We start from the raw sequence: 19,146 nt of genomic DNA on the forward strand, positions 1-19,146 counted from the left end.
CGCTTACCGGGCTTACGGATTGTGCTTTTGTAGGCCGGGTAAGGCGAAGCCGCCACCCGGCTTTTTCATATCAGCCGCGGTTGCGCATCACTCCTTCCTGCACGGTGGAGGCCACCAGCACGCCATCCTGGGTATAAAACTCACCACGAACAAACCCGCGGGCGCTCGACGCCGAGGTACTCTCCACGCTGTACAGCAGCCACTCATTCATATTAAACGGACGGTGGAACCACATTGAATGGTCAATGGTGGCAACCTGCATCCCTTTCTCAAGGAAGCCCACACCGTGCGGTTGCAGGGCAACCGGTAGAAAGTTGAAGTCGGAGGCATAACCCAGCAGATATTGATGGACGCGGAAATCTTCCGGCATCGCGCCGTTCGCGCGGATCCAGACCTGACGGGCAGGCTCGGCGATATGACCCTTCATTGGGTTATGGAACTCAACCGGGCGGATCTCCAGTGGTTTATCGCAAAGAAACTTCTCTTTAACCTGCGGGGGCAGCAGATGCGCCAGCGCGCGGGCAATGTCCGTCTCCGAACGCAACGCGTCTGGCGCGGGGGCAGGGGGCATCGCTTTCTGATGCTCATAGCCCGGCTCCGGTGCCTGGAATGAGGCGGTCATGTAAAAAATTGGCTTGCCGTTTTGCACCGCCGCCACGCGGCGAGCGCTGAAACTGGTGCCGTCGCGCAGGACTTCAACGTCATACACGATGGGCTTCTGGCTGTCGCCAGGGCGCAGAAAATAGCTGTGAAAGGAGTGCACAAAGCGCTCCTGGGGTACGGTCTCTTTTGCAGCGTAGAGGGCTTGTCCCACAACCTGGCCGCCGAAAACCTGGCGTAACCCCAGATCTTCGCTTTGTCCCCGAAAGAGTCCTTCTTCAATTTTTTCCAGGTTTAATAATGTCAGCAGATTGCTTAGTGCCTGACTCATAGTCGTCCTCAATTAATACGCCGTGGCGAAAGATACGCAGAGTATAACGCAGAAATGCAAGTGGTCCGATGGGTGCAATAATCTGAATAACAGGGGGATTCCAGGCATAAATAATTGATCTGTGCCACACTTAGTCTCGTTATCTTTATGTTAACCACTCATCTGGCGGTATCGATCCCGCTGGTGCATTGATGATAAGGAGAACTCAATGAAACTCGTGCACATGTTAAGTGGTTTAGCGGTAGCGGTTGCTCTCTCTGCCTGCGCGGACAAAAGCGCAGACATTCAGACGCCAGCGCCGAACCCTAACACTGCTGGCGTAGCGACGCAGCCGACCATTCAGCAGCCAAATGTCTCAGGTACAATCTGGATCCGCCAGAAGGTGGCTTTACCGCCGGATGCAGTGTTAACCGTTACCGTGTCTGATGCCTCGCTGGCGGATTCGCCATCGAAGGTTCTGGCGCAGCGGGCGACGCGTACCGAGGGTAAACAGGCGCCATTTAAATTTGAACTGCCGTTTAACCCGGCGGATGTTCAGCCTAACGCCCGCATCCTGCTGAGCGCAGCTATCACCATCGACGATAAGGTTGTCCTGATGACCGATATCGTTAAACCGGTGATCAACCAGGGCGGTACCAAAGCCGATCTGGTCCTGGTGCCGGTACAGCAGACCTCGCTGCCGCTGCAGCCTGGCGGCGGTGCGCCGACAACGGTGCCGTCAACGTCACCAACTCAGGTTAGCCCCTCTACGGCTACCCCGGCACCAACCCAGCTTTAATGCCTCATGCCCCTCTCGTCTGAGAGGGGCAGTTCAATACCGCCAGCGATAACGCTGCATATCAATTTGCCCACTTCCCGACACCTGCACACCTTCGCTGAGTAAGGCCTGACGCTGGCGCTGTAAATCTGGCCCGGTTAAAGAGATCGCTCCGTGGCGGTTGACCACCCGATGCCAGGGCAGGGTGCTGCCTTCAGGCAGCCTTCTCAGCACGCCGCCTACCTGCCGCGCTGCACGGGGAGAACCCGCCAGCTGCGCCACCTCGCCATAGGTGGTGACCGTGCCTTCGGGAATCGAGGCCACTATCTGCCATACCCGCTGGGGAAAAGAGTCGTGCTCGTCCATTTTGTGCTCCTGTGTTAAGGGCATGATAAAGATTTACGGACAAGACAGGAAGAAAACGCCCACTCTGTAAACGCTTTGCGCAATAAAACATCACCCGGACGCGGTTAACTTGCAATTGCTATCCCGTACAGTGATAATGCGCCAGCGCGTTGGTTAACAACGCTCTCAATGGGGGCTCTGTTGGTTCTCCCGCAACGCTACTCTGTTCACCAGGTCAGGTCCGGAAGGAAGCAGCCAGGGCAGACGACGTGTGTGCCGGGATGTAGCTGGCAGGGCCCCCACCCATTTCTGCTCTCCTCAGCATCGCTTCAAAGCCCATCAGCGCCATTATCCTCAACAACAGTACGCATATTATATATTTTTAAACCGACCTGTATATTTCGCAAATTGTCATCATACTGAAACATGGTTGTCATTATTCTGTCATAAATTTTCTGCAGGGTAAGTGTGACATTTTTATGATGTATAAGCAGAGAATATATATCTGGATAATAATGTTAACTTCGTGTATTAATTTAAGAAAAAATAGCCAGGGATGTAAAAACGATGACGACTGCAGTCCTGAATGTAAAAATTGACGAAGCGCTGAAAGAGAAACTTCGTCATTATGCCGAAGTGAATAATGAGAATCTCAGCGTTACCACTGAGAAGCTGCTGCAGATGGCATTTGCTGTAGCAGATGAGGCGGGAGTGACGGAGGAGGATATCGACAATCAGCATACGGAAGAAGAGAGTGTAGCTCCATTTACTCCTAAAGAAATCAAAGCACTAAGAAAAATTCTGAAGAAGAAAAAATGAAACAACATCAACAATCAACCGCCAGCAGCTACTCCGAAGCCTGCACGCTTCTGCGCTCTGGCTATGTCAAACATGTCCGCCTGGGCTGGGATGTTGGCAGTGATGAATTCTTTCGAATTGCGTCTGACTGGTGTGATACCGGCGCAAAAATAAAGAAAGAAGGCGATAGTTTTGTTATTTCCCTGAAAGGTTTTCCTATTCCTGCTCAGCACTGACCTCCCATGCTGAAAATGTCTGACTGTAACAACTACAGTCAGACATTTTTAAATTGCCCGTTATGCGCGATTATTTGTGCGCCCGCTCACTTTTTTCCCGTAATTAATATCAACGTTGCACTCGCCCACGGCGAAAAGGCGATTACACCAGCGTACGTTTTACGTTTTGCCCACCGTTAATCAGCGCCAACCACAGCGGCTTGATCCGCACCAGGGCGTTTTCCAGCGCCATTGGCTCCAGAGAGAAGGGCATGCGCAGGTAGCGGTCAAACGCCCCGGAAAGCCCGAACCGCGTCCCCGTCCCCAGATGAATACCCGCCGCTTCGGCGCGGGTGGCGAGCTGAGTGGCCAGCATATCCGGCAGTTCCACCCAGTAGGATAAGCCCCCTTCCGGTACCTGGAAGCGCCAGTCGGGAAAATGCTCCCGCAGTAGCGCGGCACAGCCATCTCGTCGCTCACGCAGCATCTGCCGTCGGGCAGGTAAAAAGGTTTCGCCCTGCTCAATCAACCACAGGGTCGCCAGCTGTTCCAGCAGCGGCGAGCCGAGATCGAGCGTATCGCGCGTTTGCGCCAGCGTGGCGATGGTGCGCGCCGGAGCGCGAACCCAGCCCAGACGCAGGCCGCCCCAGAAACTTTTTCCCGCCGAGCCGAGGGTAATGACATTGCCGTTCGGGCAGAAGGCAGCCAGCGGCGGAGGGGGAGGCGCATCGAACCAGAGATCAACCATGGTTTCATCGACAACCAGCAGGGTACGGGCCCGGGCAGCCACCGCGGCGATAGCTTGCCGGCTCGTCGCATCCATGCAGCGGCCCGTGGGATTGTGGAAATCCGGCATCAGATAAGCCAGGCGCGGCGCGGTCTGGGCGAGGGTGGCGGCAAAGCCGTCAATATCCCAGCCGGTCTCCGGCAAAGACACCCCGACAGGGCGGCAGGATGCCCCCTGAATCGCCGCGATAGCCAGCGGGTAAGTGGGGTGATCCACCACTACCCGATCGCCTGGCCCGGTGAACATGCGCAGTACCAGCGCCAACCCGCTGACGGCGCCGTTAACCACCATCACCTCTTCCGCCCGGGTCGGCAGGCCGCGCGCCGTATAGCGTGCGGCAATAGCTTCGCGCAGGGCCAGCAATCCCAGCTGGTCATAGCCGGTTTGCGTCAGATGCTGCGTCATGGCGGTCAGGGCGTGGGTATAGGCCTGATGGATCTCCGGCCCGGCGCCCAGTGCGGCGGTGGAGAGATCCAGCGCCGCACTGGCGTTGGCGCGGGTAGGAGGCGTGCGGCTGTCGGGCAGGATCACCCGCGATCCGCTGCCGTGTCGGCTTTCGAGGTAGCCCTCATCCCGCAGATGGGCAAGGGCGCTGCTGACGGTGGTCCGGCTGACTTCCAGCGTTAAAGCCAGCTCCCGCTCTCCCGGCAGGCGCGTATCCAGCGCCAGCCTGCCGTCCAGGATCAGCAGGCGCAGGGCATCGGCCAGCTGTCGCCACAGCGGGGTACGGGAAGGGCTCTCCTGCCAGTGACCCAGCAGACGCACTAATGACTGACTTCCAAATCGACGTGATGACACAGGCAGTCCACTTTTTGAAAACTGGTCATTAATCATAGGGCCATTTCAGGCAATGATAAAAGCAGAAACCACCGGAGAGCGATCATGTTACGTCGATTACTTCAGCTTTACGTCGGATTAAGCCTCTATGGCCTGTCAACGGCGATGTTTGTACGCGCGGATCTGGGGGCCGATCCCTGGAATGTTTTCCATCTGGGAGTGGCAAAACTGCTGGGAATGGATATTGGCACAGTCATCATTCTGACCGGCGTGTTGGTGCTCCTGCTGTGGATCCCGCTGCGCCAGCGCCCGGGGCTCGGCACTATCAGTAACGTGATTGCCATTGGCCTGGCTGCCGATGTCGCGCTGGCGTTTATTCCTGCTATCGATTCGCTGATGGCCCGCTGCGTATTGCTGGTCAGCGCGGTCATCGTTAATGCGCTGGCGACCGGCATGTATATCGGGGCCGGATTTGGCGCCGGGCCGCGTGATGGCCTGATGACCGGCATTAACGCCCGCACCGGCTGGTCGGTTCGCAGCGTGCGTACGGCGATTGAGATTTCAGTTCTGCTGACTGGCTGTCTGCTGGGGGGCACTTTTGGTGTCGGTACCGTGCTCTATGCGTTAAGCATCGGCCCGCTGATCCAGATCTGTCTGCCGTGGTTTCGTCAGAGGCCGCGCCCGCTAGCCCCGCAGCCTGAGCGCGTTGTCTGAATTTGCGAAGCGCTCACATGCTTTACGCCAGGCGTTATGACAGAATAGGTACCTCTGTCACTGCAACGCGAAGCGCATGAAAGCCATAACGCTCTATGATGTTGCCCGCCTCGCGGGCGTCTCTTATCAAACCGTCTCACGGGTCATTAATGATGCGGCCTACGTCTCGGCCCGGACCCGGGAGAAAGTGCTGCAGGCGATGGCCGAGCTGCACTATGTTCCCAATCGCGGCGCCCAGCAGTTGGCCGGTAAACGCACCCGTACCCTGGGGCTGATTACCACCGATCTGGCCCTGCATGCTCCTTCGCAAATTGCCTCGGCGGTGAAGACCCGAGCAGGCGAGCGCGGGGCGAGCGTGCTGATCTCGATGGTGGAAAATCCCCAGCAATGCATGGCGGCGCTGCAGGAGCTGCTGGCCCAGCGCGTGGAAGGACTGCTGGTCAACGTGCCGCTTGAAGACGTGCAGGCAGAAAGCCTGCAGGCGCAGGCCCTTCCGGTCCCGGTACTGTTTCTTGATGTCTCCCCTGACGCCCGGGTACACAGCCTGGTGTTTGATGCCGGGCAGGGGGCCACTCTGGGGGCGCAACATCTGCTGGCGCTGGGCCATCAGCGGATCGCCCTGCTTGGCGGGCCACAAAGTTCCGTCTCTGCCCGGGCGCGTCTTGCCGGCTGGTTGTCTGCCTTAGGCGAGGCGGGGCTGGAACCGTGTGCGGTTGCGGAAGGGGACTGGAGCGCGGCTTCAGGTTACGAAAAAGGCCATCAGCTGCTCGCCGGGGCGACTCTCCCGCAGGGGATCCTGGTGGCGAACGATCAGATGGCCCTTGGCGTGATGCGCGCCTGTGCCGAAAAGGGCATTGCTGTGCCGGGCCAGATCTCGGTGGTCGGTTTTGACGATACCACCGACAGCGCGTGGTTTACCCCGCCGCTGACCACGGTTCGTCAGGCGTTTCGTGAGGCGGGGCTGCGCAGCGTGGAGTGGCTGCTGGCGCAACAGGGCACTACCGATGCGGCCCCGACGCAAACCCGCCTGCCGGTGACGCTTATCGAGCGCCACTCCACCGCCCGGGAAGGGATCCCGCAGGGAAGTGACGATCTGGCCCGCCAGCTTAAATCGCTGGCGCTGCTGGCCGAACAGCTGGCGCGTCGTTAACACTTTTGTGATCGCCATCGCTTCATGACGCTCTCCCGCTTTACCCTGTCACCCTGACAGGGCATTGTAGCCATAAATTGTGAGCGCTTCGCAAAGAGGTAACTATGTCCCATCGTGCTTCGCTGACCCTCAGCACACTACTTGCCCGTCGTGACTGGGAGAATCCCGGTGTCACCCAATGGAACCGACTTCCTGCCCACGTCCCGCTGAGCGGTTGGCGTGATGAGCACGCCGCGCGGGATGAGGAGCCAACCCCGGCCATCCGCTCGCTGAACGGCGACTGGCAGTTCAGCTTTTTTTCTGCGCCAGAGCAGGTTCCCGACAGCTGGACGCAGGAGGATTGCGCGGATGCGGTGGCGATGCCCGTTCCCTCCAACTGGCAGATGCAGGGCTTTGATACGCCGATCTACACCAACGTCACTTATCCTATTGCGGTGAATCCGCCCTTTGTCCCGGCCGAGAATCCGACCGGTTGTTACTCGCTCACATTCGATATGGACGCCAGCTGGCTGGAAAGTGGCCAGACGCGGCTGGTCTTTGACGGCGTTAATTCCGCCTTTCACCTCTGGTGCAACGGGCAGTGGGTGGGCTACTCCCAGGACAGCCGTCTGCCTGCGGAGTTTGACGTGTCTGCGTTTCTGCGGGCAGGCAGCAACCGGCTGGCGGTCATGGTGCTGCGCTGGTGCGATGGCAGCTATCTCGAAGATCAGGACATGTGGCGGATGAGCGGTATCTTCCGCGACGTTACCCTGCTGCATAAACCGGATACCCATATCGCCGACTATCACGTTGTGACGGAGCTGAACGCTGATTATGACCGCGCGCAGCTCCAGCTGGGGCTGACTCTTGGCGGGAACGTCTACGCAGAGTGCGAGGTGAGCGTAAACCTGTGGCGGGACGGAGAGCGTATCGCCAGCGCCATCGGCAAGCCGGGCTCTGCGGTTGTCGATGAGCGCGGTAGCTGGCAGGAGAGGGTAAATGTTTCTCTGAAGGTGGAACACCCGGCGCTGTGGAGTGCGGAAATCCCCGCTCTTTACCGGCTGACCCTCGTGTTGCGTGACGCGCAGGGCCAGATCCTGGACGTTGAAGCCTGCGATGTGGGATTCCGTCGTGTCGAGATCGCAAACGGGCTGTTGAAGCTCAACGGCAAGCCGCTGCTGATCCGTGGCGTAAACCGTCACGAACATCACCCTGAGCGCGGACAGGTAATGGACGAAGCCACCATGCGCCGCGACATTGAGCTGATGAAGCAGCACAATTTTAACGCCGTGCGCTGCTCGCATTACCCTAACCACCCGCTCTGGTATCGCCTGTGCGATCGCTATGGGCTCTATGTGGTGGATGAGGCCAACATCGAAACTCACGGCATGGTGCCGATGAGCCGCCTGGCTGACGATCCGCGCTGGCTGCCTGCTATGAGCGAACGCGTCACCCGCATGGTGCAGCGCGATCGTAACCACCCGTCGATCATCATCTGGTCTCTGGGCAACGAATCCGGTCATGGCGCCAACCATGACGCCCTTTACCGCTGGGTGAAAACCACCGATCCTGGCCGTCCGGTGCAGTATGAGGGCGGCGGGGCGAATACGGCGGCGACCGACATCGTCTGTCCGATGTATGCCCGCGTCGATCAGGACCAATCTTTCCCGGCGGTCCCGAAATGGTCCATTAAAAAGTGGATCGGTATGCCGGATGAGACGCGTCCGCTGATCCTCTGCGAATACGCTCACGCGATGGGCAACAGCTTTGGCGGGTTCGCTAAATACTGGGAAGCCTTCCGCAAACATCCTCGTCTGCAGGGCGGCTTCGTCTGGGACTGGGTGGATCAGGCGCTGACGAAGCATGACGAACAGGGCAACCCTTTCTGGGCCTACGGTGGCGATTTTGGTGATAAACCGAATGACAGACAGTTCTGTCTGAACGGGCTGGTCTTCCCCGATCGCACGCCGCATCCGGCCCTCTATGAGGCCCAGCGCGCGCAGCAGTTCTTCACCTTTACCCTCGTCAGCCATTCGCCGCTGGTGTTGGAGGTGCAGAGCGATTATCTCTTCCGCACCACGGACAACGAGCAGTTACGCTGGTCGGTGATCCGTGATGGCGACGTGCTGGCCACCGACGTTGTGGCGCTGGACATTCCGCCACAAGGGACGCAACGGCTGGAGCTCGCTCTGCCACAGTGGGCATCTGCGCCGGGCGACCTGTGGCTGAACGTTGAGGTTATTCAGCCAGCCGCCACGCCGTGGTCCGCTGAAAACCACCTTTGCGCCTGGGAACAATGGCCATTACCAGCGCCGTTATGCATCGCGACGCCGAAGGCTAACGGGCCCATTCCACAGCTGATCCGTGAGGATGATGCGTTGGTCATAACCCATCAACAGCAGCGCTGGCAGTTTGATCGCACCAGCGGCAACCTGATGCAATGGTGGCGCGACGGCGTGCCGACGTTGCTTTCGCCGCTGACCGATAACTTTACCCGCGCCCCGCTGGATAACGATATCGGCGTCAGCGAAGTGACCCGCATCGATCCGAATGCCTGGGTGGAACGCTGGAAGGCGGCAGGGATGTACAGCCTGACGCCGCGTTTGCTGCAGTGCGAGGGGGAGCAGCTGGCGCAGGGGGTAACGATCGCCACGCTCCAGGCCTGGGAGCACAACAATCAGGTGCTGTTCCTGAGCCGTAAATGCTGGCGCATCGATAGCCAGGGCGTGCTGCACGGCGACGTTGAGGTGCAGGTGGCAAGTGATATACCAGAGCCTGCCCGAATCGGGTTGAGCTGTCAGCTGGCGCAGACGCCGCAGACCGTAAGCTGGCAAGGTCTCGGGCCGCATGAGAACTACCCGGATCGCAAGCTCGCTGCCCGTCAGGGACGCTGGGAACTGCCGCTTGCTGAGCTGCACACTCCTTACATTTTTCCGACCGACAACGGCCTGCGCTGCGATACGCGTCAACTGAATGTAGGGCAGCATCAGCTGGAGGGTGATTTTCACTTCTCGGTAAGCCGCTACAGTCAGACGCAGCTGCGCGAGACCTCGCATCACCATCTGTTACGTGAGGAGCCCGGCTGCTGGCTGAACCTTGACGCGTTCCATATGGGCGTTGGGGGCGATGATTCCTGGAGCCCAAGCGTCTCTCCGGAGTTTATCCTGCAGGTGAAAAAGGTGCGTTACGCCTTTAGCTGGCAACAGAACTAAACTTAATCGCTGATGCGGCCACACCGCGTGGCCGCACATTCACTTCGGAGGTTTATCTGATGAAGTATGTCGACGGTTTTGTGGTTGCCGTGCCCGCAGATAATAAGGAGGCTTATCGCGAGCTGGCGGCGAAGGCCGCGCCGCTGTTTAAAGAGTTTGGCGCGCTGCGTATTGTAGAGTGTTGGGCAGATGACGTACCCGACGGCAAATTAACGGACTTTCGCCTGGCGGTGAAGGCGGAAGAGAACGAAGAGGTGGTTTTCAGCTGGATCGAATATCCTTCCAGAGAGGTGCGCGACGAAGCGAACCGGAGGATGATGAACGATCCCCGAATGAAAGAATTTGGCGAAGCCATGCCTTTTGATGGTAAGCGCATGATTTATGGCGGCTTCTCGCCGCTTCTGGACGAATAAGCGTGACGCCCGGCGGCGCTTCCCGCCGGGCGCTAAGCGTGGCTCTCGGGATCGAGATTCGTTTCCGCCCACTGGATAAACGCCTCTTTTGGCAGCGCCTTGCTGTAAAACCAGCCCTGGCCGTACTGCACACCGTGGCGTCGAAGCCATGCCAGCTGGCCTTCGGTTTCAATACCTTCTGCCACCATGTCCAGATCGAGCGACTTGGCCATTTCTATGATGTGCGAGGTGACATTTTTATATTCCAGCGCATCCACAAACGATTTATCAATTTTTAGCGTATCGACATCCAGATCCTGCAGGTAACTGAGGCTGGAGTAACCCGTTCCGAAATCATCAATATAGACAGAGTGTCCGGCACGTCGGAATGCGGCAATGGCCGGTGCGCTGACCGCGGGATCGGCGAACCCGCGCTCGGTGAGCTCCAGCGCAATCTGCGAAGGGTGCAGTTGCCACTGATTCAGCAGGTGGCTCAGCAGCGGGAGCACGGTACCCGAGATCAAATCCTCCGGCGCCAGGTTTATCGAGATATGGTGGCCCGGATGCTGGCGTAACCATTCGCCCATATCCTCAAACACTTTTTCAATAATAAGTGTCGTCAGCTGGTTGGTCAGGCCCGTCTGTTCCGCCAGAGAGACAAAAATATCGGGTGACAGATAGCTGCCGTCCGGTTGCGGCCAGCGCGCAAGGGCTTCCGCACCGGTGAGTCTGCCGCTGTTCAGATTCACAATCGGCTGGAAATGAACCTGGAATTCCCGGGCATTAATCGCATCCATTAAACGATACCGGGGCGATTGCAGACGGCGTAACACGCGCAATATAAACCAGGCCGTCAGCAGACTGATCAGGATGCCAAAAGGCAGCCAGAAAATAAGCTGGTGATGCCAGCTCTTTTTTAAAGGTGTCAGGGAGGACCACGCCACAATGGTGAAGCCCAGGTCAGATACATCGTGCCGGTTGTACATCACGCCGTTATGCTGGAAATTCTTGCTGCCATTGCGCTGCATTTCCTGGAACACCTGCATATCCAGCTTGTTGCTGCTGGCAAAAACGATATTGCGGCGAAGCCCCACCAGGGCGACGTCGATCGGCCATGAGCCAAAGGGGATCACATCGATCAGCGAGGCCGGATCGATCATGACAATGTAGTGCTCTGTGCCAATCGCGGCCATATAGCGGTCGAGGCCCAGATCGTTATGTGAGGTGACCCAGGCCCGGTAGCCATCGGAGGTGATGCGCAATGCTGGCGGAAACGGGGCGGCATGGCTCACTTGTTCCAGCGACGAGCAGCGCGGTTTCAGATCCTCAACGTAAAGGACTTCCTGAATATAGCGCCAGGAAAAGGAGGCGCGGCGCATCGCCATCGCATGTTCGTAAGTACAGGGAGTTCCGTTAAAAGAGTGCATCTCCTTCAGAGCGGATTCCGCCTGGCTAATCACTCTGTCGGTACGTATCTGTACGCGTGAAGAGTAATTATTCAGATCATCGACAAACTTATCTTCTGCCTGGCGGTGCGCCAGCCAGATGCTCAGGCAGACAGGAACAAGGACAGCAATGATGAGTACACAGGTAACCACACTGACCAGGTGTCGGGTTGTCATGCTCCTGTTTCCTTTTATAACGCCGGTATAGGGCGCCCAAGCCGATGACATTAAAACGAAAAAGCCGTTGAAGTGTAGTGTTATAGCACGCTATTGAGAGTGAATTCATTCAGCAATTGAGACACTGAATTAAATACCATTTTAAGTGACTTTTTCACAGAGCGAAAACCCGACGATCGCTACAGGTGCAGGTTGTTTTTGCACCTCTACTCGGATATGCTAATTGTTATGTTATAACAAATCATATTGAGGTAGACATGCAGGTTCTGAATTCATTGCGCAGCGCTAAACAACGCCATCCTGATTGTCAGATTGTGAAGCGTAAAGGGCGGCTATATGTCATTTGTAAATCTAATCCGCGCTTTAAGGCGGTACAGGGGCGTAAGAAGAGACGTTAAGCGGGATAAAGATGCCTGCCGCTGATGTCGGCGGCAGGCCAGAGTCGGGGTCAGGCGGCTACGCGGGAGAGGGTGAAGACATCGTAGAAAGAGAGCTCGCCTTTCGTGGCGATCATCTTCTGCAGTTTCTCTTTTTGCTGCGACTCGACGTTAGGGGAATGCAGAATATTTTCGATCAGCTGAGGAGGCACAAAGCGCGTGTTGTACCACTCACCGTTGTAGCAGACCCGGAAATCAAGCACATCAATATCTTCATAGCGATAACGCGGATTAACGTCAAAGAAGAAGAAGGCGTTAAAGACGATGAATAAAACAACCAGCAACCAGACGGAACCAATCAGCGTTTCGGATTGCAGCATCACCACCAGCGTAGCAAGCCACGCCGCATACATGGCGACAAACAGACCAGGATGTTTGCGAATAAAGCTGATGCTGAAGCGCGGCTTGTTGTCACGCTTTTCGCGAACATTGAGATCATTAATGGTTTCGGTAAGCAGGCGTTGTATCTCGGTCATCTTCTGCCCTTTCTGAATTCAACTTAATACGAAGGATCCGTATATTTTAAGTGACCACAATGTTTGTGGACAGTAACAGTTATGCTAAGAAATATCATAACAGTTACCAGGAAAGGGCGGGTGGAATGAGATGGCTGGCTGTTCATTACAACGCAATGTTTCCCCCGCCGATGGCGCTAGCCCAGCAATGGAGAACGGCCTGTTACGCAAAGGATGAAGCATCTGAAAGTAGAATCTTTATCTCTGACAGTTGTGAGAGACAATCAGCGTACAAACTTCCATACAGCGGTTGGGATTTTATCGTACAGCTTATTCATCGTAAGTTCAGCCAGACGATGATCGGCTGCTGAATAGAATACCGCAAGCTCATTATCAGAAAGCTCGTATTTATTTTTTTCAATGACGCGTTCCAGGGTGTCAATGGACTGACAGCGTCGCAAACGCATCAAATAATCAGTCTTGGTTAATGGTTTATCAGACATAAATTCACCTAATTGTTTGTAATAATTTTAACCGGAGAAACTAACGGATTAGCTCTACTCGCATTGACAAAACAACGAAAAAGCCGATTGCCCGATTTACGCCATTTTTGTAAATCCTGTGCGTTAATGCCGTAGCTGCTGAATAACATAAAAGTGTCATCCAGGTATTCGTCAATCTGCTCAATCAACTTATTATCTTCGTTATACTTAATTTTATAATTAAGCGCGAAGGTAGCAATATGCTCAATCAACTCGTTTAACTGCAAATTAATGGCAGAAGTAGGGTCATTTACCCAGCCATGGTTGCTTTCATCGAGATTGGTCAGGCAGTCATGGTACAGGGATTCACAAAGGAATTTCAACTGTGCAATATCTTGCCTTTTGGGCGAGTATTCGTCCATAGCGCATCCCCTTTTTGAGTGATTTTTTACTCACCGACATCGTTGTCGGGAAGGGTACAACTGACTCAGTGTCAATGACTACTGTTATGCCTCTTGCTTTAACTATAATCTACTCTAATCAGGATTTCACCGCGCTATTACGAAAAATTACAATTACGCAGCATTTTACAGGCTCTGGCGGTCGCTATGTTATATATTGTTTTATCCTGATACAGCTCTTTACTTATCCCCTGTGTGATTTTCCGGCCACACTTAAAATCATAGGCCCGAGCGTTTAAAATCAAAAAAAACCAGGAATACTCTTAATACCTAAGACGTGACGCAAAAAATTGAGAATTTCTGTAATAGAACCAGGTTAAATATGATAAGCCGTTTAAGGGTTACATTAAATATATAAACCCTCAATAAGCTAATTTTATGATTTTTAATTGCTGAAAAAAAGGCCGCATATGCGGCCTTTTTAAGGTTTAAACCCGAATCGGGGTCATCAAACCGGATGATTGTGTTCGGTTTCGTCGTTCTTACGGCTGAAACGACGACGTACGACCACGAAGAAGACCGGCACGAAGAAGATGGCCAGGATGGTTGCGGTCACCATCCCGCCCATTACACCGGTACCTACGGCGTTCTGTGCACCGGAGCCTGCACCCGAGCTAATAACCAGCGGCATAACGCCGAGGATAAAGGCTAGCGAGGTCATCAGAATAGGACGCAGACGCATACGTACCGCCTCCAGCGTCGCTTCAATCAGGCCTTTCCCTTCTTTATCCATCAGATCTTTGGCGAATTCGACGATTAATATCGCGTTCTTCGCCGACAAGCCAATGGTTGTCAGCAGGCCCACCTGGAAGTAAACGTCGTTATTCAGGCTACGGAACGTGGCGGCCAGCAGGGCGCCGATAACGCCGAGCGGAACGACCAGCATAACGGAGAACGGAATCGACCAGCTCTCATACAGCGCCGCCAGACAGAGGAACACCACAATCAGGGAGATAGCATACAGGGCAGGGGCCTGGTTGCCGGACAGACGTTCCTGATAGGACATCCCCGTCCAGTCGTAGCCGATGCCTGCTGGCAGTTTACCGGCCAGTTCTTCCATCAGGTTCATGGCCTCACCGGTACTTCTGCCCGGTGCCGCCTGACCCAGGATCTCCATGGATGGCAGACCGTTGTAACGTTCCAGACGTGGCGAGCCGTATTCCCAGCGTGAGGTGGAGAAGGCTGAGAATGGCACCATCTGTCCGTTGCTGCCGCGCACATACCAGTTGTTGATATCGCTCGGCAACATACGGTACTGCGCTTCAGACATCACGTAGACCTTCTTCACGCGACCGCGGTCGATGAAGTCGTTGACGTAGCTACCGCCCCAGGCTGCGCCCAGTGTGGTATTGATGTCACTGATAGAGACGCCCAGCGCCTGGGCTTTTTCCTGATCGATATCCACTTTGAACTGCGGCGTATCTTCCAGGCCGTTCGGACGAACGCCAACCAGCAGGTCAGGGTGCTTCGCAACTTCGCCAAAGAGCTGGTTACGCGCCTGAGTCAGTTTCTCATGGCCCAGACCACCCTGGTCGATAAGCTGGAAGTCAAAGCCGGTTGCCGTACCCAGTTCAACAATCGCTGGCAGGTTAAAGGCGAAGACCATTGCATCTTTAATCTGCGAGAAAGTGCCCATCGCACGACCCGTAATGGCCTCAACTTTGTTCTCGTCGCCTGGACGCTCAGCCCAGTCTTTCAGAGAGACGAAGGCGATCCCGGTGTTCTGACCACGACCCGCAAAGCCAAAGCCGTTAACCGCAAACACCGATTCAACGTTGGCTTTCTCTTTGTTCAGGTAGTAATCCGTCACCTCATCCAGCACTTTCTGGGTACGTTCCTGGGAAGCACCTGCTGGCAGCTGGGCCATGGTCAGGAATACGCCCTGGTCTTCGTCCGGCAGGAAGGAGCTTGGCAGACGAACGAAGAGGTAGGCCATGCCGACCACGATGATGATGTAGAGCAGCAGATAACGACCGGTGCTGCGCAGGATATTGCCTACGCTGTCGGTGTAGTGGTGCGTGCTCTTATCGAACATGCGGTTAAACCAGCCGAAGAAGCCTTTTTTGTTCTCGCCGTGGTCGCCTTTTGCCACCGGTTTCAGCATGGTGGCGCACAGTGCCGGGGTCAGGATCAGTGCCACCAGTACCGACAGGGCCATCGCAGAAACGATAGTGATCGAGAACTGACGATAGATCGCACCGGTAGAACCACCGAAGAAGGCCATCGGGATAAATACCGCTGACAGCACCATGGCGATACCGACCAGGGCGCCCTGGATTTGGCCCATCGATTTACGGGTCGCCTCTTTCGGCGGGAGTCCCTCTTCGGACATCACACGCTCGACGTTTTCGACCACCACGATGGCGTCATCCACGAGCAGACCGATCGCCAGCACCATCCCGAACATCGTCAGGGTGTTTATCGAGAAGCCAAAGGCCGCCAGGATAGCAAAGGTCCCGAGCAGAACCACCGGTACGGCGATGGTTGGAATCAACGTCGCACGGAAGTTTTGCAGGAACAGATACATGACCAGGAAGACCAGAATGATCGCTTCTACCAGCGTTTTCACAACCTCGTGGATGGAGATTTTCACGAATGGCGTTGTGTCATACGGGTAGACGATTTTCAGGCCTGACGGGAAGAACGGTTCCATTTTCTTCAGTTCGGCACGGATCGCCGTCGCGGTATCCAGGGCGTTGGCGCCAGTCGCTAGTTTAATCCCCAGACCGGATGCCGGCTGGCCGTTAAACTTCGCGATCACGTCGTAGTTTTCACCACCCAGTTCCACCTTCGCCACGTCGCGCAGGCGCACCTGAGAACCGTCCGGATTCACCTTCAACAGGATCTTACTGAACTCATCCGCAGAGGTCAGACGGGTCTGGGCGATGATCGAGGCGTTCAGCTGCTGGCCTTTAACCGGCGGCGTACCGCCTAACTGACCGGCTGCAACCTGGGCGTTCTGCGCTTTAATGGCGTTGATCACGTCTACCGGCGTCAGCTGGAAGTTGTTCAGTTTGTTCGGATCCATCCAGATACGCATCGCGTACTGAGAACCGAACAACTGAACGTCACCGACACCAGAAGTACGGCTGATGGCGTCCTTCATGTTAGCGCCCACGTAGTCGGAAATATCCTCCTGCGTCATGGTGCCGTTGGTGTTGATAACGCCGACAACCATCAGGAAGCTACTGGAGGATTTCTCCACGCTCACACCCTGCTGTTGTACTTCCTGCGGCAGCAGTGGCATCGCCAGCTGCAGTTTGTTCTGTACCTGAACCTGGGCAATGTCCGCATCCGTACCTGACTCGAAAGTCAGGGTGATCTGAACAGTACCGGTTGAGTCACTGTTGGAGGACATGTACATCAGGTTATCGATACCGTTCATGTTCTGTTCGATAACCTGCGTGACGGTGTCCTGCACCGTTTTTGCATCAGCCCCTGGGTAGGTTGCGGCGATTGAAATTGCTGGCGGCGCAATGGTTGGATATTGCGCGACAGGCAGCTTCAGGATCGCAAGTCCCCCGGCTAGCATGATGATAATGGCGATCACCCACGCGAAAATGGGGCGATCGATAAAGAAATTAGGCATGTCTTAACGGCTCCTGTTTAAGTTAAGACTTAGGTTGTTCTGACTGACCGCCTGCTGAGGCTTGTTGTTGATTGTCAGACGTGACCTCTTGCGCTTTTACCTTGGCGCCTGGGCGAACTTTTTGTAATCCGGTAATGATGACGCGATCGCCATCTTTCAGACCGTCAGTCACCAGCCATTTATCACCAATCGCCTGGGTTGCTTTAATCTGACGAACTTCGACTTTGTCTTCAGCGCCAATCACCATCGCACTGGCATCGCCGCGCGGAGTACGGGTCACGCCCTGCTGTGGTACCAGCAGTGCGGTTGGGTTGATCCCTTCTTCCAGGCTGGCGCGAACGAACATACCCGGTAACAGCGTATGGTTCGGGTTCGGGAAGATGGCGCGCAGGGTGATTGAACCGGTAGTCTGATCAACCGTCACGTCAGAGAACTCGAGGCTGCCGGTCTCCGGGAACTTGATGCCGTCGCTGGTAACCAGTTCAACTTTTGCTTTGCCGTTTTCCTGCTTCAGGGTGCCGTTTTCCAGCTCCTGTTTCAGACGCAGGAAATCGTTGCTCGACTGGGTGACATCGACATAGATCGGGTCAAGTTGCTGCACGGTTGCCAGCGCAGTGGTCTGGCCGTTCTGTACCAGCGCACCCTCGGTCACAGCGGATTTGCCAATACGGCCGCTGATAGGGGAGGTCACTTTGGTATAGGCCAGGTTGATACGCGCGGTTTCAACGGCAGCTTTCGCAGCGACGACCGCAGCGTTAGCCTGCTGGGCATCCGCCTGCGCACTGTCATATTCCTGTTGGCTGATGTACTGGGTACCCAACAGTTTCTGATAACGGTTGACGGTCAGCTGGGCAATTTTTGCAGCAGCCTGCGCTTTGGCCAGATCGCCTTTCGCGCTTTCGTAGTTCGCCTGATAAGTTGCAGGATCAATCTGATACAGAGACTCGCCCGCTTTAACATCGCCGCCTTCAGTAAAATTACGTTTCAGGATGATGCCACTTACCTGTGGACGCACTTCAGCAATACGGTAAGCGCTGGTTCGGCCGGGTAATTCTGTTGTCATCTGGAGAGGTTCGGTTTTGAGCGTCACGACACCAACTTCTGGCACCTGCTGCGCTCCTTGTTGAGCCTGTTTTTCGTCACATCCTGTAAGCGCTAAGCTGCCTGAGAGCATCAGAACGATCGCCAGAGGCGTTAACCCTCTGTTTTTGTTCATATGTAAACCTCGAGTTTCCGATTTCAAATTGATCAATGGATCAAGCGTCCACAAACCCATTGCTGCGTTTATATTATCGTCGTGCTATGGTACATACATTCATAAATGTATGTAAATCTGGCTCCTGTAAATTCACCTGCGCATGGCACGAAAAACCAAACAACAAGCACTTGCAACACGCCAACACATCCTTGATGTCGCTTTACGCTTGTTTTCGCAACAGGGGGTTTCCTCCACCTCTCTGGCACAGATTGCTCAGGCTGCTGGGGTTACCCGGGGAGCGATTTACTGGCATTTCAAAAATAAGTCAGATTTATTTGGTGAAATTTGGGAGCTTTCAGAATCCAGTATTGGAGATCTTGAGACTGAGTATCGGGCAAAATTCCCTGACGATCCACTCTCAGTTTTAAGAGAGATTCTGGTCTATATCCTTGAGGCGACAGTTATTGAAGAACGACGTCGTCTTATGATGGAGATCATCTTCCATAAATGTGAATTTGTTGGGGAGATGGCGGTGGTGCAGCAGGCGCAGCGCAGTCTCTGTCTGGCCAGTTACGACCGGATCGAACAAACCCTGACGCACTGTATTAAAGCCAATATGCTCCCGGCTAATCTTTTGACCCGTCGCGCCGCCATTCTGATGCGCAGCTATATTTCCGGCATTATGGAAAACTGGCTGTTTGCTCCCCAGACTTTTGATCTGCAACGTGAAGCCCGTGATTATGTCGCGATCCTGCTGGAGATGTACCAGCTCTGTCCCACGCTACGGGCGCAGCCTGAGCCGCTTATGGCCTGACTCCCAGGAATTATCCAGGAGCCAACAGTTC

18 protein-coding genes and 1 other RNA gene are annotated in these 19,146 nt (G+C 55.3%); 10 read left to right on the forward strand and 9 right to left on the reverse strand.

The window, feature by feature from the left end; genetic code table 11:
* Nucleotides 1-70: 70 nt before the first annotated feature.
* Nucleotides 71-931, reverse strand: a complete 861-nt coding sequence (gene tesB / locus GNG26_RS04830; RefSeq protein WP_103178494.1) for an acyl-CoA thioesterase II — start codon at nucleotides 929-931, stop codon at nucleotides 71-73.
* Nucleotides 932-1,139: 208 nt separating this feature from the next.
* On the opposite strand from tesB, the gene GNG26_RS04835 reads away from it, so the two are divergent.
* Nucleotides 1,140-1,709 carry a YbaY family lipoprotein gene (locus tag GNG26_RS04835; RefSeq protein WP_156237934.1) on the forward strand — a complete coding sequence of 190 codons (570 nt, stop codon included), beginning with the start codon at nucleotides 1,140-1,142 and terminating at the stop codon, nucleotides 1,707-1,709.
* 33 nt (nucleotides 1,710-1,742) lie between these two features.
* Here the strand turns inward: GNG26_RS04835 and GNG26_RS04840 are convergent, their stop codons facing one another.
* Nucleotides 1,743-2,078, reverse strand: coding sequence for an MGMT family protein (locus GNG26_RS04840; RefSeq protein ID WP_168194659.1), 336 nt, complete (start codon nucleotides 2,076-2,078; stop codon nucleotides 1,743-1,745).
* A gap of 154 nt (nucleotides 2,079-2,232) precedes the next feature.
* Here GNG26_RS04840 and ffs point away from each other — a divergent pair.
* The 3 genes from ffs (at nucleotide 2,233) to GNG26_RS04855 (ending at nucleotide 3,067) form a co-directional block, all read left to right on the forward strand.
* Nucleotides 2,233-2,329: signal recognition particle sRNA small type (ffs, locus tag GNG26_RS04845), an RNA gene on the forward strand.
* Nucleotides 2,330-2,600: 271 nt separating this feature from the next.
* Nucleotides 2,601-2,852 (forward strand): hypothetical protein, encoded by a 252-nt coding sequence (locus tag GNG26_RS04850; protein ID WP_039032396.1) that lies wholly within the window; start codon nucleotides 2,601-2,603, stop codon nucleotides 2,850-2,852.
* Nucleotides 2,849-3,067: a hypothetical protein gene (locus GNG26_RS04855; protein ID WP_032616855.1), complete on the forward strand. Its 219-nt coding sequence runs from the start codon at nucleotides 2,849-2,851 to the stop codon at nucleotides 3,065-3,067. Before GNG26_RS04850 ends, GNG26_RS04855 begins: the two co-directional genes overlap by 4 nt.
* 142 nt (nucleotides 3,068-3,209) lie before the next feature.
* Here the strand turns inward: GNG26_RS04855 and GNG26_RS04860 are convergent, their stop codons facing one another.
* Entirely contained in the window at nucleotides 3,210-4,631 is a 1,422-nt protein-coding gene (locus GNG26_RS04860) for a PLP-dependent aminotransferase family protein (protein WP_156237935.1), read from the reverse strand.
* Between the two features lie 84 nt (nucleotides 4,632-4,715).
* Between GNG26_RS04860 and GNG26_RS04865 the strand changes: the two genes are divergently transcribed.
* The 4 genes from GNG26_RS04865 to GNG26_RS04880 all read left to right on the forward strand — a co-directional run bounded on the left by GNG26_RS04865 (nucleotide 4,716) and on the right by GNG26_RS04880 (nucleotide 10,078).
* Nucleotides 4,716-5,324, forward strand: a complete 609-nt coding sequence (locus GNG26_RS04865; protein ID WP_103824060.1) for a YitT family protein — start codon at nucleotides 4,716-4,718, stop codon at nucleotides 5,322-5,324.
* 76 nt (nucleotides 5,325-5,400) lie between these two features.
* The gene (locus tag GNG26_RS04870; RefSeq protein WP_156237936.1) at nucleotides 5,401-6,474 is read left to right on the forward strand and encodes a LacI family DNA-binding transcriptional regulator; all 1,074 of its coding nucleotides are present in this window, start codon (nucleotides 5,401-5,403) and stop codon (nucleotides 6,472-6,474) included.
* Nucleotides 6,475-6,578: 104 nt separating this feature from the next.
* Nucleotides 6,579-9,665 carry a beta-galactosidase gene (locus GNG26_RS04875; protein WP_156237937.1) on the forward strand — a complete coding sequence of 1,029 codons (3,087 nt, stop codon included), beginning with the start codon at nucleotides 6,579-6,581 and terminating at the stop codon, nucleotides 9,663-9,665.
* A 59-nt stretch (nucleotides 9,666-9,724) separates the two neighbouring features.
* Entirely contained in the window at nucleotides 9,725-10,078 is a 354-nt protein-coding gene (locus GNG26_RS04880; protein WP_156237938.1) for a DUF1428 domain-containing protein, read from the forward strand.
* Between the two features lie 32 nt (nucleotides 10,079-10,110).
* Here GNG26_RS04880 and GNG26_RS04885 read toward each other — a convergent pair whose 3' ends face one another.
* Nucleotides 10,111-11,679, reverse strand: coding sequence for an EAL domain-containing protein (locus GNG26_RS04885; protein WP_156237939.1), 1,569 nt, complete (start codon nucleotides 11,677-11,679; stop codon nucleotides 10,111-10,113).
* 257 nt (nucleotides 11,680-11,936) lie between these two features.
* Here GNG26_RS04885 and ykgO point away from each other — a divergent pair, with 257 nt between their 5' ends.
* On the forward strand, nucleotides 11,937-12,077 hold the full coding sequence (gene ykgO / locus GNG26_RS04890) for a type B 50S ribosomal protein L36 (protein ID WP_003859006.1): 141 nt from the start codon (nucleotides 11,937-11,939) through the stop codon (nucleotides 12,075-12,077).
* A 50-nt stretch (nucleotides 12,078-12,127) separates the two neighbouring features.
* Here the strand turns inward: ykgO and GNG26_RS04895 are convergent, their stop codons facing one another.
* From GNG26_RS04895 to acrA, 5 genes are all read right to left on the reverse strand, one after another.
* Complete coding sequence (locus GNG26_RS04895; protein WP_156237940.1) at nucleotides 12,128-12,592, reverse strand: YlaC family protein; 465 nt, start codon at nucleotides 12,590-12,592, stop codon at nucleotides 12,128-12,130.
* Nucleotides 12,593-12,855: 263 nt separating this feature from the next.
* Nucleotides 12,856-13,074 (reverse strand): HHA domain-containing protein, encoded by a 219-nt coding sequence (locus GNG26_RS04900; protein WP_032616864.1) that lies wholly within the window; start codon nucleotides 13,072-13,074, stop codon nucleotides 12,856-12,858.
* An 8-nt stretch (nucleotides 13,075-13,082) separates the two neighbouring features.
* The gene (gene tomB, locus GNG26_RS04905; RefSeq protein ID WP_103824066.1) at nucleotides 13,083-13,475 is read right to left on the reverse strand and encodes an Hha toxicity modulator TomB; all 393 of its coding nucleotides are present in this window, start codon (nucleotides 13,473-13,475) and stop codon (nucleotides 13,083-13,085) included.
* A gap of 487 nt (nucleotides 13,476-13,962) precedes the next feature.
* Nucleotides 13,963-17,103 carry a multidrug efflux RND transporter permease subunit AcrB gene (acrB, locus tag GNG26_RS04910; RefSeq protein ID WP_103178504.1) on the reverse strand — a complete coding sequence of 1,047 codons (3,141 nt, stop codon included), beginning with the start codon at nucleotides 17,101-17,103 and terminating at the stop codon, nucleotides 13,963-13,965.
* Nucleotides 17,104-17,125: 22 nt separating this feature from the next.
* On the reverse strand, nucleotides 17,126-18,319 hold the full coding sequence (gene acrA / locus GNG26_RS04915; RefSeq protein ID WP_103824067.1) for a multidrug efflux RND transporter periplasmic adaptor subunit AcrA: 1,194 nt from the start codon (nucleotides 18,317-18,319) through the stop codon (nucleotides 17,126-17,128).
* 142 nt (nucleotides 18,320-18,461) lie between these two features.
* Between acrA and acrR the strand changes: the two genes are divergently transcribed.
* Nucleotides 18,462-19,115 (forward strand): multidrug efflux transporter transcriptional repressor AcrR, encoded by a 654-nt coding sequence (gene acrR, locus GNG26_RS04920; RefSeq protein WP_156237941.1) that lies wholly within the window; start codon nucleotides 18,462-18,464, stop codon nucleotides 19,113-19,115.
* Nucleotides 19,116-19,146: the final 31 nt, after the last annotated feature.

Source organism: Leclercia sp. J807 (assembly GCF_009734465.1).
Taxonomy (GTDB): Bacteria; Pseudomonadota; Gammaproteobacteria; order Enterobacterales; family Enterobacteriaceae; genus Enterobacter.

Coding starts and splice junctions, on each gene's coding strand:
- tesB (WP_103178494.1), bottom strand. CDS start 931: ATGAGTCAGGCACTAAGCAATCTGCTGACATTATTAAACCTGGAAAAA.
- GNG26_RS04835 (WP_156237934.1), top strand. CDS start 1,140: ATGAAACTCGTGCACATGTTAAGTGGTTTAGCGGTAGCGGTTGCTCTC.
- GNG26_RS04840 (WP_168194659.1), bottom strand. CDS start 2,078: ATGCCCTTAACACAGGAGCACAAAATGGACGAGCACGACTCTTTTCCC.
- GNG26_RS04850 (WP_039032396.1), top strand. CDS start 2,601: ATGACGACTGCAGTCCTGAATGTAAAAATTGACGAAGCGCTGAAAGAG.
- GNG26_RS04855 (WP_032616855.1), top strand. CDS start 2,849: ATGAAACAACATCAACAATCAACCGCCAGCAGCTACTCCGAAGCCTGC.
- GNG26_RS04865 (WP_103824060.1), top strand. CDS start 4,716: ATGTTACGTCGATTACTTCAGCTTTACGTCGGATTAAGCCTCTATGGC.
- GNG26_RS04870 (WP_156237936.1), top strand. CDS start 5,401: ATGAAAGCCATAACGCTCTATGATGTTGCCCGCCTCGCGGGCGTCTCT.
- GNG26_RS04875 (WP_156237937.1), top strand. CDS start 6,579: ATGTCCCATCGTGCTTCGCTGACCCTCAGCACACTACTTGCCCGTCGT.
- GNG26_RS04880 (WP_156237938.1), top strand. CDS start 9,725: ATGAAGTATGTCGACGGTTTTGTGGTTGCCGTGCCCGCAGATAATAAG.
- GNG26_RS04885 (WP_156237939.1), bottom strand. CDS start 11,679: ATGACAACCCGACACCTGGTCAGTGTGGTTACCTGTGTACTCATCATT.
- ykgO (WP_003859006.1), top strand. CDS start 11,937: ATGCAGGTTCTGAATTCATTGCGCAGCGCTAAACAACGCCATCCTGAT.
- GNG26_RS04895 (WP_156237940.1), bottom strand. CDS start 12,592: ATGACCGAGATACAACGCCTGCTTACCGAAACCATTAATGATCTCAAT.
- GNG26_RS04900 (WP_032616864.1), bottom strand. CDS start 13,074: ATGTCTGATAAACCATTAACCAAGACTGATTATTTGATGCGTTTGCGA.
- tomB (WP_103824066.1), bottom strand. CDS start 13,475: ATGGACGAATACTCGCCCAAAAGGCAAGATATTGCACAGTTGAAATTC.
- acrB (WP_103178504.1), bottom strand. CDS start 17,103: ATGCCTAATTTCTTTATCGATCGCCCCATTTTCGCGTGGGTGATCGCC.
- acrA (WP_103824067.1), bottom strand. CDS start 18,319: ATGAACAAAAACAGAGGGTTAACGCCTCTGGCGATCGTTCTGATGCTC.
- acrR (WP_156237941.1), top strand. CDS start 18,462: ATGGCACGAAAAACCAAACAACAAGCACTTGCAACACGCCAACACATC.